The sequence below is a fragment of the Tritonibacter horizontis genome (assembly GCF_001518015.1).
Classification (GTDB): Bacteria; Pseudomonadota; Alphaproteobacteria; order Rhodobacterales; family Rhodobacteraceae; genus Epibacterium; species Epibacterium horizontis.
Map to the genome: position 1 here is coordinate 75,665 of NZ_LPUY01000041.1, position 13,351 is coordinate 89,015.

Annotated in this window: 12 protein-coding genes; 11 read left to right on the forward strand and 1 reads right to left on the reverse strand. The window is 63.6% G+C overall.

Annotated elements, in window-relative coordinates; all coding sequences use genetic code 11:
- Position 1: 1 nt before the first annotated feature.
- On the reverse strand, positions 2–1,351 hold the full coding sequence (gene glmU, locus TRIHO_RS06610; RefSeq protein ID WP_068241469.1) for a bifunctional UDP-N-acetylglucosamine diphosphorylase/glucosamine-1-phosphate N-acetyltransferase GlmU: 1,350 nt from the start codon (positions 1,349–1,351) through the stop codon (positions 2–4).
- 134 nt (positions 1,352–1,485) lie between these two features.
- Between glmU and TRIHO_RS06615 the strand changes: the two genes are divergently transcribed.
- The 11 genes from TRIHO_RS06615 (at position 1,486) to TRIHO_RS06670 (ending at position 13,345) form a co-directional block, all read left to right on the forward strand.
- Entirely contained in the window at positions 1,486–2,160 is a 675-nt protein-coding gene (locus TRIHO_RS06615) for an HAD-IA family hydrolase (protein WP_068241471.1), read from the forward strand.
- A gap of 109 nt (positions 2,161–2,269) precedes the next feature.
- A complete protein-coding gene (locus tag TRIHO_RS06620; protein WP_068241575.1) occupies positions 2,270–3,466 on the forward strand; it encodes a DegT/DnrJ/EryC1/StrS family aminotransferase in 1,197 nt (398 codons plus the stop codon).
- Between the two features lie 287 nt (positions 3,467–3,753).
- Positions 3,754–4,917 carry an isovaleryl-CoA dehydrogenase gene (locus tag TRIHO_RS06630; protein ID WP_068241475.1) on the forward strand — a complete coding sequence of 388 codons (1,164 nt, stop codon included), beginning with the start codon at positions 3,754–3,756 and terminating at the stop codon, positions 4,915–4,917.
- Positions 4,917–5,273 carry a hypothetical protein gene (locus tag TRIHO_RS06635; RefSeq protein ID WP_068241477.1) on the forward strand — a complete coding sequence of 119 codons (357 nt, stop codon included), beginning with the start codon at positions 4,917–4,919 and terminating at the stop codon, positions 5,271–5,273. The genes TRIHO_RS06630 and TRIHO_RS06635 overlap by 1 nt, the downstream gene beginning before the upstream one ends.
- A gap of 71 nt (positions 5,274–5,344) precedes the next feature.
- Positions 5,345–6,874 carry an AMP-binding protein gene (locus TRIHO_RS06640; protein ID WP_068241479.1) on the forward strand — a complete coding sequence of 510 codons (1,530 nt, stop codon included), beginning with the start codon at positions 5,345–5,347 and terminating at the stop codon, positions 6,872–6,874.
- Positions 6,875–6,878: 4 nt separating this feature from the next.
- The gene (locus TRIHO_RS06645) at positions 6,879–8,483 is read left to right on the forward strand and encodes a carboxyl transferase domain-containing protein (protein WP_068241482.1); all 1,605 of its coding nucleotides are present in this window, start codon (positions 6,879–6,881) and stop codon (positions 8,481–8,483) included.
- 79 nt (positions 8,484–8,562) lie between these two features.
- Positions 8,563–10,509 carry an acetyl/propionyl/methylcrotonyl-CoA carboxylase subunit alpha gene (locus TRIHO_RS06650; protein ID WP_068241484.1) on the forward strand — a complete coding sequence of 649 codons (1,947 nt, stop codon included), beginning with the start codon at positions 8,563–8,565 and terminating at the stop codon, positions 10,507–10,509.
- Between the two features lie 15 nt (positions 10,510–10,524).
- Positions 10,525–11,391: a hydroxymethylglutaryl-CoA lyase gene (locus tag TRIHO_RS06655; RefSeq protein WP_068241487.1), complete on the forward strand. Its 867-nt coding sequence runs from the start codon at positions 10,525–10,527 to the stop codon at positions 11,389–11,391.
- Positions 11,392–11,429: 38 nt separating this feature from the next.
- Complete coding sequence (locus tag TRIHO_RS06660) at positions 11,430–12,215, forward strand: crotonase/enoyl-CoA hydratase family protein (protein WP_068241489.1); 786 nt, start codon at positions 11,430–11,432, stop codon at positions 12,213–12,215.
- 240 nt (positions 12,216–12,455) lie between these two features.
- On the forward strand, positions 12,456–12,821 hold the full coding sequence (locus TRIHO_RS06665; RefSeq protein WP_068241491.1) for an NADH-quinone oxidoreductase subunit A: 366 nt from the start codon (positions 12,456–12,458) through the stop codon (positions 12,819–12,821).
- Positions 12,812–13,345, forward strand: coding sequence for a NuoB/complex I 20 kDa subunit family protein (locus TRIHO_RS06670; RefSeq protein ID WP_068241494.1), 534 nt, complete (start codon positions 12,812–12,814; stop codon positions 13,343–13,345). Before TRIHO_RS06665 ends, TRIHO_RS06670 begins: the two co-directional genes overlap by 10 nt.
- Positions 13,346–13,351 lie beyond the last annotated feature (6 nt).

The following is a 13,351-nucleotide window of genomic DNA, read 5'->3' on the forward strand; positions in this document are numbered from 1 at the left end:
GTTATCCTTTGCTCATCCGGGCCTTTTTTGCGCGCAGCATGTCCATCAGCTTGCGGGCGCGGCCCGGTTTGTTTGTCTGCTCGACCCGTGCAATGGCGAGGTCGCCGTCGTCGACGTTGCGGGTGATCACCGCGCCGGTCGCGGTCATGGCTTCGTTGCCGACCCGCACCGGGGCCACCAGACAGGTGTTGGACCCGATAAAGGCCCGCGCACCGATTTCGGTCCGATGCTTCATGACGCCATCATAGTTGCAGGTGATCGTGCCTGCGCCGATGTTGGTGCCCTTGCCGACCGTGGCGTCGCCGATATAGCTCAGGTGGTTCACCTTGGCCCCTTCGGCGATCTCGGCATTCTTGATTTCAACAAAGTTGCCGACATGGGTGTCTTCGGCCAATTCGGTGCCGGGGCGCAGGCGGGCATAGGGGCCGACTTTGGCCCCGCGCGAGACATGGCAGCCTTCCAGATGCGAAAACGCGCGGATCAATGCGCCGGACTCGACCGTCACACCGGGGCCAAACACCACATTGGGCTCAATCACCGCGTCCCGGCCGATATAGGTGTCAAAGGCGAGGTACACCGTATCCGGTGCCATCAGCGTCACGCCGAGGTCCAGAAGCGCGGCGCGGGCGCGGGCCTGGAACACCGCGTCAGCGGTCGCCAGATCACTGCGGGAGTTGATGCCGAGGGTTTCCGCTTCGGCGCAGGACACAGCCGTCACGCGCAGCCCGTCGGTCCGGGCCAGTTCGACCAGATCCGTCAGATAGTATTCGCCGGCGGCATTGTCGTTGCCGACACGTTCAAGTAGCCGGAACATAACCTCGGCGTCACAGGCCATCAGACCCGAGTTGCAAAAACTGATCGCGCGTTCGGCGCCACTGGCATCCTTGTATTCGACAATTTTTTCAAGGCTCTCGCCTTGCATCACCAGGCGGCCATAGCGCGCTGGATCTGCGGCCTCAAAACCGAGGATCACCAGATCGGCCCGGCTGCGCGCCTCGATCATACGCTCCAGGGTTTCTTCTGACACAAAGGGTGTGTCGCCATATAGGACGACGACATCCCCGGCGAAACCCTCCAGCGCGGCGCGGGCTTGCAAGACCGCATGGCCGGTGCCGAGCTGCTCGTCTTGCAGCACAACGGTCGCGGTCTCGTCGATCTCTGCGACAGCGGCGCGCACCTTCTCCGCCTCGTGCCCGGCGACGACGACGGTGCGGTCCGGGTCGAGCGCGCGACCGGCCGCCATGGCGTGTTCCAGCATCGGCGCCTGTGCGATCGGATGCAGAACTTTTGGCAGGTCAGAGTTCATCCTGGTGCCTTTGCCTGCGGCGAGGATGACGAGAGCGGTGCTCATGGGGTGTTTTCCCTTTGAGTTTTTGTTGCCCCCGTTTTATCCGCTAACAGGGGCGGCGCAAGGTGCCTGCCCGTAAACTTCGGTTGCGACTTGCAATATGTGACGGCGAATTTGCGCCGAAGGCAGGAGAATTCATGCGCACAGTGATTTTTGACCTCGACGGAACGCTCGCGGATACTTCGGTGGATCTGCTGGCGGCGGCGAACCATTGTTTTCGGGTGATGGGGCTCGGGGATCTTCTGACCCACCCGATGGATGCCAAGATCGCTCTGCGGGGGGGCAAGCGGATGCTCACAGAAGGGCTCAGCCGCGCCGCCCAGATGAAGGACACGACAGTCGAGGAATACTACCCCGTTCTTCTCGACGCCTATCGCGAGGGGATCGACACCCATACGGTGATGTATCCCGGCGCGATGGAGGCCGTCGAGTCGCTCAAGACGGCGGGCTATGGGGTTGGGATCTGCACCAACAAACCCGAAGCCCTGGCCGAACTGCTGATGCAGCGGCTCGGGGTGCGGGATGCCTTTGCCTCGCTTGTGGGGGCGGATACCCTGGCGGTTCGCAAGCCCGACCCGGCGCCGCTCTTTGAGGCGGCGCGCCGTGCGGGCGGCACCCCCGAGATGTGCGTGCTGATCGGCGACAGCGACACCGACCGAAACACCTCGGCCAATGCCGGGGTGCCGTCGGTGCTGGTCACCTTTGGTCCGGCGGGGCCGGATATGGCGGCGCTGAAACCGGAGGCGCTGCTGCATGACTTTGCCGATCTTCCCGCCATCGTGGCAGAGCTGATCGGCACCAACGCGGCCTGACCCGCGGTCAGGTCAGGGCGGCGCGCAAAGGGCAGGGCCGCAACGGCTGGTCTGACTTGGCAGCAACGCCCCCTTGACCTCGGCAGGGCGGCGGCTCATGACTTTGCGCATGACAGAACAGTTTACCGGCAATTTCACCCAGCAGGAACCGATCCCGGAGGAGGCCATCGAGGCGGCCGTCGCGGTCATGCGTCACGGGCGTCTGCATCGCTACAACCTTGCGGGGGGTGAGCAGGGCGAAGTGGCGCTTCTGGAGCAGGAATTTGCCGCCTTCACCGGCGCCAAATACTGTCTGGCCGTGGCCTCGGGCGGTTATGCGCTGGCAACCGCGCTACGGGCCGTTGGTGTGGCGCCGGGCGACAGGGTGCTGACAAATGCCTTCACGCTGGCACCTGTGCCGGGGGCGATCGCCTCGGTTGGGGCGCAGCCGGTCTTTGTCGGAGTGACCGAGGCGCTGACCATTGATCTGGAGGATCTGGCGGCGAAGCTTGATCAGGCCCGGGTCCTGATGCTGAGCCATATGCGCGGACATCTGTGCGACATGGATCGGCTGATGGAGATCTGCGACGCGGCCGGGGTGGTCGTGATCGAAGATTGTGCCCATACGATGGGGGCCGCCTGGAACGGTGTGCCTTCGGGTCGCCATGGGCGCGTCGGCTGCTATTCCTGTCAGACCTACAAGCATCTGAATTCCGGCGAAGGGGGCCTGCTGGTCACCGACGATGAAGAAGTCGCGGCGCGGGCGATCATGCTGTCCGGGTCGTATATGCTCTATTCCCGCCATTTGGCTGCGCCGGGACCGGAGGCGTTCGAGCAGGTCAAATATGACACGCCCAACATCTCGGGCCGGATGGATCATCTGCGTGCCGCGATCCTGCGCCCGCAATTACGCAATCTCGCCGCGCAGGTGACGCGTTGGAATGCCCGGTATCAGACCTTGGAAACAGGTCTGCGTGACACGCCCGGCCTGACGCTGGTCCAACGGCCCGAGGCGGAAACCTATGTGGGGTCTTCGATCCAGTTCCTGCTTTTGGATTGGGCCCCGGAGGCAGTGCAGGCGGTGTTGGCGCGCTGTGCGGCGCGCGGGGTCGAACTCAAATGGTTTGGCGTGCCGGAGCCGGTGGCCTTTACCTCGCGTTACGATAGCTGGCGCTATGCGCCGACGCAAAGCCTGCCCGACAGCGACCGCATCCTTGCGGGTATCGTCGATATGCGGGTGCCGCTGACCTTCAGCCTTGAGGATTGCGCGTTGATCGCCCGGATCATCCGGGCCGAGGTCGGTGCGGTCTGGCAGGCGGGGGCCTGAGGCGGCAAAACGCCGGTTTCATTTTTGCAAGCGTATCCAATGGTGTCCCCCTCCGTCCGGAGGGAGACGCTGTCTGAGGTTTTGCGCTTTGCCTTGCAAATCGCGGTGGGGCAGGCCGGGCCCAACGGGACCGTTGGCATGTCCATGCTGACGGGACGGGCGGGAGCACTACCTTTGACGGGGCCGACTGGGGGCTTGACGGATCGGATCCGATCCGACCATAAATGAACAAGTGTTCATATAATTGAGCCGACTCGGACAATGGTGACTCGGGAGGAGACGCGCAGATGTTCAACGCAAGCATGACATTCGACCTAGGTGAGGACGTGAACGCCCTGCGCGACATGGTGCACCGCTGGGCGCAGGACCGGGTCAAGCCGCTGGCGCAAAAGATCGATCAGACCAATGAATTTCCGGCCGAGCTCTGGTCCGAAATGGGCGAACTGGGTCTGCTGGGCATCACCGTCGATGAGGAATTCGGCGGCGCGGGCATGACCTATCTCGCGCATACGGTTGCGGTCGAGGAAATCGCTCGGGCCTCGGCCTCGGTCTCGCTGTCCTATGGCGCGCATTCCAACCTCTGCGTCAATCAGATCAAGTTGAACGGGTCGCCCGAGCAGAAGGCCAAGTATCTGCCGCGGTTGATTTCCGGCGCCCATGTTGGTGCATTGGCCATGTCCGAAGCCGGCGCGGGGTCCGATGTGGTGTCGATGTCGCTGAGGGCTGAAAAGCGCAACGACCGTTATGTGCTGAACGGCAACAAATACTGGATCACCAATGGCCCCGATGCGGACACGCTGGTGGTTTATGCCAAGACGGACCCGGAGGCGGGATCAAAGGGCATGACAGCCTTCCTGATCGAGAAGGACTTCAAAGGGTTTTCCACCTCGACACATTTCGACAAACTCGGCATGCGCGGTTCCAATACCGCAGAGCTGATTTTTGAAGATGTGGAAGTGCCGTTCGAGAACGTTCTGGGAGAGGAAGGCAAGGGCGTGCGGGTGCTGATGTCCGGGCTTGACTACGAGCGGGTGGTGCTGGCGGGGATTGGTCTGGGGATCATGGCCGCCTGCATGGACGAAATGATGCCCTATATGGCCGAGCGCAAGCAATTCGGCCAGCCGATCGGGAACTTCCAGCTGATGCAGGCCAAGATCGCCGATATGTACACGGCGATGAACTCTGCCCGCGCCTATGTCTATGAGGTGGCAAAGGCCTGTGACAAGGGCACGGTAACCCGGCAGGATGCCGCAGCCTGCTGTCTTTATGCTTCTGAGGTGGCAATGACGCAGGCGCATCAGGCAGTGCAGGCCTTTGGCGGTGCGGGCTATCTGAACGACAACCCGGTGGGGCGGATTTTCCGTGACGCCAAGCTGATGGAGATCGGGGCAGGCACTTCCGAGATCCGGCGGATGCTGATCGGGCGCGAACTGATGACGCATATGGGCTGATGCGGGTCCTGCGATGGGTCCCGATCGGGATCTTGGCGCTGCTGCTCGCGGTCATGGGGTTTCGCTACGGCGTCATCCGCCAGGGGATGTCAGAGAACGATGTCATCACGCTTTATGCGCAAATCTACCTGGCGGATCATGCGGCCTCTTCCGCGGCAGGGCGTGCAAGCTCCAGCGACTGTTCCGCAAGGCCGGCGCCAGCAGTCTGGACTTGGCTGGTGGTGCGCTGTCAGCCACAAGACACCGGTGGCGACGCCACTTTTACCTACCGGGTGAATTGGCTGGGCGGGTTGATCGACGCCAGTGGTCCGGGCCGAGGCAGGCAAGAAACCGGTCCCGCTGAACCACGGACCTGACGCCTCGAAAGCGCCACGCCCGTGGCGAGAGGCCTAACTATCGGACGGGCATAGCCCGCACAGGATGAGACATGTTCGAACAAGGCATCATACCGGGGCTGACGCGATCAGGGACGTGGGACCTGCCGCCACAGCTGAATATGGCGGCGCAGATCCTGAACCATCCGCAGGACCGTCTGGCGGTGATTGACCTGACCGACGGACCGCGCCGGGATGTGACCTTTGGCGCGTTGACCGAGATGGTCGATGGCCTCGTCCGGGCGCTGACGCAGACGGTCGCAGCGGGAGACCGGATTGGTGTGCTGCTGAGCCAGTCTCCCTGGTGTGCGGCGGCGCATTTGGCGATCTGGAAACTGGGCGCGATCTCGGTGCCGCTATTCAAGCTGTTCCAAAAAGACGCATTGGCAAACCGGATTGTCGATGCCGGGGCTGCTTATGTGTTGACCGATCGGGATGGGGCGGCCCAGCTGGGCGATCTGGCAATCCCGTTGCTGGCGGCAGAGATCGGCCAAGAGGGCGCTCCGGTGGCCTATGCCGACACAGGATGCGACGATCCGGCCGTTCTGATCTATACCTCTGGCACAACGGGAAAGCCAAAGGGCGCCCTGCATGCGCATCGGGTCCTGACCGGACATCTGCCCGGCGTATCGCTGAGCCACGATCACCTGGGCCAGCCTGATGACTGCCTCTGGACACCTGCGGATTGGGCCTGGATTGGCGGGCTTTTTGACGTGGCGATGCCGGGCCTGGCGCTGGGCGTGCCGGTGGTGGCGGCACGGCTCGACAAGTTCAGCCCGGACACCTGCGCCGAGGTGATCCGCTGGGGCGAGGTCCGCAACGTGTTCTTCCCCCCCACCGCCTTGCGCATGCTGAAAGCGGCGGGGCAGGGGCTCGACGGTCTACGCTCTGTGGCGTCTGGCGGAGAGCCCCTGGGCGCAGAGATGCTCGCCTGGGGCCAACGCCACCTGGGGGTGACCATCAACGAATTCTACGGCCAGACGGAATGCAATATGACGGTGTCCTCCTGCAGTGCGGATTTCCCGGTCCGCCCCGGTTGCATCGGTCGGCCAGTGCCAGGCCATGGCGTCGAGGTGATCGACGCGGCAGGCCAGCCCACCATGGCCGAAGGCGACGTCGCCGTCCGGCGCGGCTCTGCCGCAATGATGCTGGCCTATTGGAACCGCCCCGAGGCCACGGCGGAGAAGTTTCGCGGCGACTGGCTGGTGACCGGCGATCGTGGCATCTGGGAGGACGGATATCTGCGCTTCGTGGGTCGCGAGGATGACGTGATCACCTCTGCCGGCTACCGCATCGGCCCCTCCGAGATCGAGGATTGTCTGATGACCCACCCGGCAGTGGCCACCGTCGGTGTGGTCGGCAAGCCCGACGCCCTGCGCACCGAGATCGTCAAGGCCTATGTGGTGCTGAAGCCGGACCACGCCCCGAGCGAAAAAGAGCTGCAAGACTACGTCAAAGAGCGCCTTGCCAGCTATTCCTATCCCCGCGAAATCGCCTTTCTCGACGCTCTGCCCATGACCGTGACCGGTAAGGTGATCCGCAAAGAATTGAAACGCCGCGCGTCGGCGGAACTGGAGGACTGATCCAATGAAACTCCAATCCAAGGCCATGCCTTCCTCTGAAGGCTTCAAGGAGAACCGCGAGGCGCATCTCGCTGCCCTGGCCGAGATCAGCGAGGCCGCTGAGGCCGCGCGCTTGGGCGGTGGCGAGAAATCCCGCGCCCGTCATGAAAGTCGCGGCAAGATGCTGCCGCGCCGCCGGGTGGCGAACCTCCTCGATCCCGGCTCTCCCTTCCTTGAGGTCGGCGCCACGGCGGCCCATGGCATGTATGATGGCGCGGCCCCCGCAGCGGGCGTGATCGCAGGCATCGGCCGGGTCCACGGTCAGGAAGTCATGGTGGTCTGCAACGACGCCACCGTGAAGGGCGGCACCTATTTCCCGATGACGGTGAAAAAACACCTGCGCGCCCAAGAGATTGCCGAGGAAAACAACCTCCCCTGCGTCTATCTTGTGGACAGTGGCGGCGCCAACCTGCCGCAGCAGGATGAGGTCTTTCCCGACCGCGACCACTTTGGCCGGATCTTCTACAACCAGGCGCGGATGTCGGCCAAGGGTATTCCGCAGATCGCCGTGGTCATGGGGTCCTGTACCGCGGGGGGCGCCTATGTTCCGGCGATGTCCGACGTCACCATCATCGTCAAGGAACAGGGCACCATCTTCCTGGCCGGTCCGCCACTGGTGAAGGCCGCCACTGGTGAGGTGGTCACTGCCGAGGACCTCGGCGGCGGCGATGTGCACACGCGGCTTTCCGGGGTGGCCGATTACCTGGCCGAGGATGACGCCCATGCGCTTGCCCTGGCGCGCCGCGCGGTCAGCCATCTGAACCGAACCAAACCCCTGGGCGTGAACTGGCAAAGCCCGGAAGAGCCCGCCTATGACCCCGATGAAATCCTCGGCGTGGTGCCCGGCGATCTGCGCACGCCCTATGACATCCGCGAAGTGATCGCGCGCCTGGTCGATGGCTCCCGTTTTGACGAGTTCAAACCCCGCTTTGGCGAAACACTGGTCACCGGCTTTGCCCATGTCAAAGGCTGCCCGGTGGGCATCATCGCCAACAACGGCGTGCTCTTTTCCGAAGCCGCCCAAAAAGGCGCGCATTTTGTCGAGCTTTGCAGCCAGCGCAAGATCCCGCTGGTCTTCCTGCAAAACATCACCGGCTTCATGGTGGGCCGCAAATATGAAAACGAAGGCATCGCCCGCCATGGTGCCAAGATGGTGACGGCAGTGGCCTCCACCAATGTGCCAAAGATCACCATGCTGGTCGGCGGCTCCTTTGGCGCGGGCAACTATGGGATGGCAGGGCGCGCCTATTCCCCCCGTTTCCTCTGGACCTGGCCCAATTCCCGCATCTCGGTGATGGGGGGCGAACAGGCGGCAGGGGTGCTGGCGACGGTGAAACGGGACGCCATCGAACGCCAGGGCGGCCATTGGTCGGCACAAGAAGAAGCAGAGTTCAAACAACCCACCATCGACATGTTCGCCGAACAAAGCCATCCGCTCTATGCCTCTGCGCGCCTCTGGGACGATGGCATCATCGACCCGCGCAAAAGTCGCGAGGTGCTGGCGCTGTCCCTGTCTGCTGCCCTCAATGCCCCCATCGAGGAGACGCGCTTTGGCGTCTTCCGGATGTAATTTCATCTTTTCTCAAATACCTCGGGGGTCCGGGGGCAGCGCCCCCGGCAGACCCGCCCGACACAGGAGCACCGTGAAGATGTTCAACAAGATCCTGATTGCCAACCGCGGCGAAATCGCCTGCCGTGTCATGGAAACCGCCCGCCGCCTGGGGCTGCGCACCGTCGCCGTCTACTCCGATGCTGACCGAGACGCCAAACATGTGGCCCTTGCGGATGAGGCTGTCCACATCGGTCATGGACCGGCACCGGCGGATAGCTACCTGCTGCAGGACGAGATCCTCGCCGCCGCCAAAGCCACCGGCGCGGAAGGCATACATCCGGGCTACGGGTTTCTCTCTGAAAACCCCGATTTCGTGGAAAAGGTCGAGGCAGCAGGTCTCGCCTTCATCGGCCCCTCAGCTGCCGCCATCCGCGCGATGGGGCTCAAGGACGCTGCCAAGGCGCTAATGGAGGAGGCCGGCGTGCCGGTGGTGCCCGGCTATCACGGCGAAAATCAGGAGGCGGGATTCCTCGCCGAACAGGCGGAGCAGATCGGCTATCCAGTGCTGATCAAGGCGGTCGCGGGCGGCGGCGGCAAAGGCATGCGGCTGGTCGAGGCGCCAAAGGACTTCGCCGACGCGCTCGCCTCGGCGCAGGGCGAAGCGACCACCGCTTTTGGCAACCCCGCGGTGCTGATCGAAAAATACGTCCAGAAGCCCCGACACATCGAGGTGCAGGTCTTTGGCGATGGCGTTTCGGCTGTGCATCTGTTCGAACGCGACTGCTCCCTGCAGCGGCGTCACCAGAAGGTCATCGAAGAGGCCCCCGCACCCGGCATGACGCAAGAGATGCGCCGCGCCATGGGGCAGGCCGCCGTGCGCGCGGCCGAGGCCATCGGCTATGCCGGGGCGGGCACCGTTGAATTTATCGTTGACGGCTCTGACGGGCTGCGCGCCGATCGTTTCTGGTTCATGGAGATGAACACCCGTCTCCAGGTGGAACATCCGGTCACCGAGGCGATCACCGGCGTCGATCTGGTGGAATGGCAGCTGCGGGTCGCCTCGGGCGAAGGGCTGCCGTGCCGCCAGGAGGACCTGACGATCACGGGTCACGCCTTTGAGGCGCGGCTTTATGCCGAAGATGTCCCAAAGGGTTTCCTGCCCGCCACGGGTACGCTCTCGCATCTGACCTTCCCGGATGGCGTGCGTGCCGACAGCGGTGTGCGCGCCGGCGATACAATCAGCCCCTGGTACGACCCGATGATCGCCAAGGTCGTCGTGCATGGTCCATCCCGGGCGGCGGCGCTGCGGCGGCTGGAGGATGCCCTCATGCGCACCGAGGTCGCAGGGACCGTGACCAACCTTGCCTTTCTGGGCGCCTTGGCCGGCCATGCGGGATTTGCAGCGGGCGACGTTGACACCGGTCTGATCGCGCGCGACCTCGACAGCCTTGCCGCCGCGCCAGAGCCGGACCCGCGCCATCAGGTGGCCGCCGCCATGGCCGCGCTCGACCTGATCGATACGACAGCAGAGACGGGGTTCACGCTCTGGGCGCCGCTTCAGCGCGCAGTGGAGCTGTCCTGGCAGGGGACATCTTTTGTGGCGACGGTGGCGGTGGATGGGCCGGATCATCAGACCTGGTCCATCGGCAGCGAGACACTTTCTTGTGTCCGGCGCGCGCAGGGCTGGGACGTCGCAGGGATGCGACTGCCGCCGGTTGTGCGGGATGGCGCGCGGATCACCGTCTTTGACAGGTTTGGACTGTCTTTTGACATCATCGACCCGCTTGCCCGCGATGCCGGCATGACCGGCGATGGCAATGTGGTCGAGGCGCCGATGCCGGGGCTGGTCAAGGCGGTGTTTGCCAGGGTCGGCGCGCCAGTCGCGGCGGGCGACCGGCTGGCGATTCTCGAAGCGATGAAGATGGAGCACGCGCTTTTGGCGGCCCGGGACGGGATCGTTGCGGAAATCCTTGCGCAAGCGGGCGATCAGGTGGAGGCTGGAGCGGCGCTGGTTCGGCTTGAGGAGGCCGAACCGAGCGCGTAACGGGAGGATCTCAGAATGAAAGACCGCGTTGAACTCTTTGAAGTCGGCCCGCGCGATGGGCTGCAAAACGAAAAGCGCGAAATCTCGGTGGCGGAGAAGGTGGCGCTGGTCGACTGCCTCAGCCGGGCCGGGTTCAGTCGTATCGAGGTGGCGAGCTTTGTCTCCCCGAAATGGGTGCCGCAGATGGCGGGCAGCACCGAGGTTTTGCAAGGTATCACCAAGGCGTCCGGCGTGCGCTATGCCGCACTGACGCCAAATATGCGGGGCTATGAGGATGCGCTGGCGTCGCGCGCGGACGAGATCGCCGTCTTCGCTTCCGCTTCCGAAGGTTTTTCCAAAGCGAACATCAACGCCAGCATCGCCGAGAGCATCGAACGGTTCGCCCCGATCCTTGAGGCGGCGCGCCATATCGATCTGCCGGTCCGTGGCTATGTCTCCTGCGTGACCGACTGCCCCTACGATGGCCCGACAGCGCCGGAAATGGTGGCAGAAGTGGCGGATCGCCTGTTCTCCATGGGCTGCTATGAAATCTCGCTGGGGGATACCATCGGCAAGGCGACGCCTGACAGCACCGCCCGGATGCTGATCGCGGTCAAGGATGCGGTGCCCGTGACGCGGCTTGCGGGCCATTTCCACGACACCGGGGGGCGCGCGATGGCCAATATCGACGCGGCGCTGGCGCTGGGGATCCGGGTGTTCGATACCTCCGTTGGCGGGCTGGGCGGCTGTCCTTTTGCACCGGGGGCGGCTGGCAATGTGGCGACCGAGGCCGTGCACGACCATCTAACCCGGTTGGGCTACGTGACCGGGCTTGACCGTAGCGTCCTGACCGAGGCGGCCGCGATGGCACAGGCGCTGCGTCCCGTGACGGCCGACGCCTGAGGTTTTCCACAACCACACTCACCACCAAGGACCCGACTATGTATGACACATTGGATCTGTCGCGCGATGATCGCGGCGTCGCAACGCTGACCCTGAACCGACCGCAAAAGCACAACGCCATGTCGGGCCAGATGCTGCAGGAGCTGCAGGCAGCGGCGCGGGCCCTTGCGGCCGACAGATCGGTGCGGGTGGTGGTTCTGACCGGCGCGGGCAAAAGTTTCTGCGCCGGCGGTGATCTGGGCTGGATGCAGGCCCAGATGCAGGCCGATGCGGACACGCGCGCGCGCGAGGCGCGGGTGCTGGCGGAAATGCTCAACCTTCTGAACACTTTACCGCAGCCGCTCATCGGGCGGCTGCAGGGCAACGCCTTTGGCGGCGGAGTCGGTATGGCCTCTGTCTGCGATGTCGCGATTGGTGCGGATCATCTGAAAATGGGGCTGACCGAAACCCGGCTGGGCCTGATCCCGGCCACCATCGGCCCCTATGTGATCGCGCGCATGGGCGAAGCACGCGCACGCCGGGTGTTCATGTCGGCGCGGCTCTTTGATGCGGCCGAAGCGGTGGAGCTGGGGCTGCTGGCGCGCCAGGTGCCTGCCGACTCACTCGATGCCGCGGTCGAGGCAGAAGTGGTCCCCTACCTGGATTGTGCCCCGGGTGCCGTTGCCGAAGCCAAGGCGCTGGCCCGCGCCCTGGGGCCGAAGATCGACAAATCTGTTATTGATTTGACGATTTCCGCGCTGGTGACCCGCTGGGAAAGTCCCGAAGCAGAAGAGGGCATCGGGGCATTTTTTGAAAAACGGCGCCCCGGCTGGCAAGAGAAATAAGGGCTTTTACGTCCGCTGGGCGGCAATGATTTACGCCCATTTCCCGATCTGCTAAATCCGACAAAAACCATAGGTTTTTAAGGGGTTGTTGCGCAACTGCGAAACCGCTGCACAAAGCGTTTCCTATTAACCCGGCGTTGGTTGACGGTCGTGGGCGGCGAGAGTAGTAACGGCCCAAGTCAACACGCCAATTGACGGCGCGCGTGCAGGAATTGCCGTGTGCGCGGAAAGGAGCCACTCGTGGAAGAGATGTTGCGGGAGTACCTCCCGATCCTGGTGTTTTTGGCCGTCGCAATCGGTCTAGGTCTAGTTCTTGTTCTGGCCGCCGTTGTTGTCGCGGTCCGCAATCCCGACCCTGAAAAAGTCAGCGCCTATGAATGTGGCTTCAACGCATTTGACGATGCGCGGATGAAGTTCGACGTGCGCTTTTATCTGGTGTCGATTCTGTTCATCATCTTTGATCTGGAAATCGCCTTCCTGTTTCCCTGGGCCGTCGGCTTCAAGGACATCAGCGACACCGGGTTCTGGTCGATGATGGTGTTCCTGGGCGTGCTGACCATCGGCTTTGCCTACGAGTGGAAGAAGGGGGCGCTGGAATGGGAATGATGACCGGAGCGAATACGGCGGGCGTCGACAAGGAAGTCGCGACTCAGGCCCTCAATGCGGAGCTTCAGGACAAGGGCTTTCTGCTGACCTCGGCCGAGGACATCATCAACTGGGCCCGCACCGGCTCGTTGCACTGGATGACCTTTGGTCTGGCCTGCTGCGCGGTCGAGATGATGCATACCTCGATGCCCCGCTATGACGCGGAACGGTTTGGCATCGCGCCGCGCGCCTCGCCGCGTCAGTCCGACGTGATGATCGTTGCAGGCACGCTGACCAACAAGATGGCGCCGGCGCTGCGCAAGGTCTACGACCAGATGCCGGAACCGCGCTATGTGATCTCGATGGGGTCCTGCGCCAATGGCGGTGGCTACTATCACTACAGCTATTCCGTCGTACGGGGCTGTGACCGGATCGTGCCGGTCGATATCTATGTGCCCGGGTGTCCCCCGACCGCCGAGGCGCTGCTTTATGGCCTGATGCAGTTGCAGCGCAAGATCCGCCGCACCGGCACATTGGTTCGCTAAGGGGCA

What these genes read in the sequence shown, in the direction of transcription:
- TRIHO_RS06660 (WP_068241489.1), top strand. Translation starts at nt 11,430, where the DNA reads ATGTATGACACATTGGATCTGTCGCGCGATGATCGCGGCGTCGCAACG.
- glmU (WP_068241469.1), bottom strand. Translation starts at nt 1,351, where the DNA reads ATGAGCACCGCTCTCGTCATCCTCGCCGCAGGCAAAGGCACCAGGATG.
- TRIHO_RS06670 (WP_068241494.1), top strand. Translation starts at nt 12,812, where the DNA reads ATGGGAATGATGACCGGAGCGAATACGGCGGGCGTCGACAAGGAAGTC.
- TRIHO_RS06630 (WP_068241475.1), top strand. Translation starts at nt 3,754, where the DNA reads ATGTTCAACGCAAGCATGACATTCGACCTAGGTGAGGACGTGAACGCC.
- TRIHO_RS06620 (WP_068241575.1), top strand. Translation starts at nt 2,270, where the DNA reads ATGACAGAACAGTTTACCGGCAATTTCACCCAGCAGGAACCGATCCCG.
- TRIHO_RS06640 (WP_068241479.1), top strand. Translation starts at nt 5,345, where the DNA reads ATGTTCGAACAAGGCATCATACCGGGGCTGACGCGATCAGGGACGTGG.
- TRIHO_RS06650 (WP_068241484.1), top strand. Translation starts at nt 8,563, where the DNA reads ATGTTCAACAAGATCCTGATTGCCAACCGCGGCGAAATCGCCTGCCGT.
- TRIHO_RS06635 (WP_068241477.1), top strand. Translation starts at nt 4,917, where the DNA reads ATGCGGGTCCTGCGATGGGTCCCGATCGGGATCTTGGCGCTGCTGCTC.
- TRIHO_RS06645 (WP_068241482.1), top strand. Translation starts at nt 6,879, where the DNA reads ATGAAACTCCAATCCAAGGCCATGCCTTCCTCTGAAGGCTTCAAGGAG.
- TRIHO_RS06655 (WP_068241487.1), top strand. Translation starts at nt 10,525, where the DNA reads ATGAAAGACCGCGTTGAACTCTTTGAAGTCGGCCCGCGCGATGGGCTG.
- TRIHO_RS06615 (WP_068241471.1), top strand. Translation starts at nt 1,486, where the DNA reads ATGCGCACAGTGATTTTTGACCTCGACGGAACGCTCGCGGATACTTCG.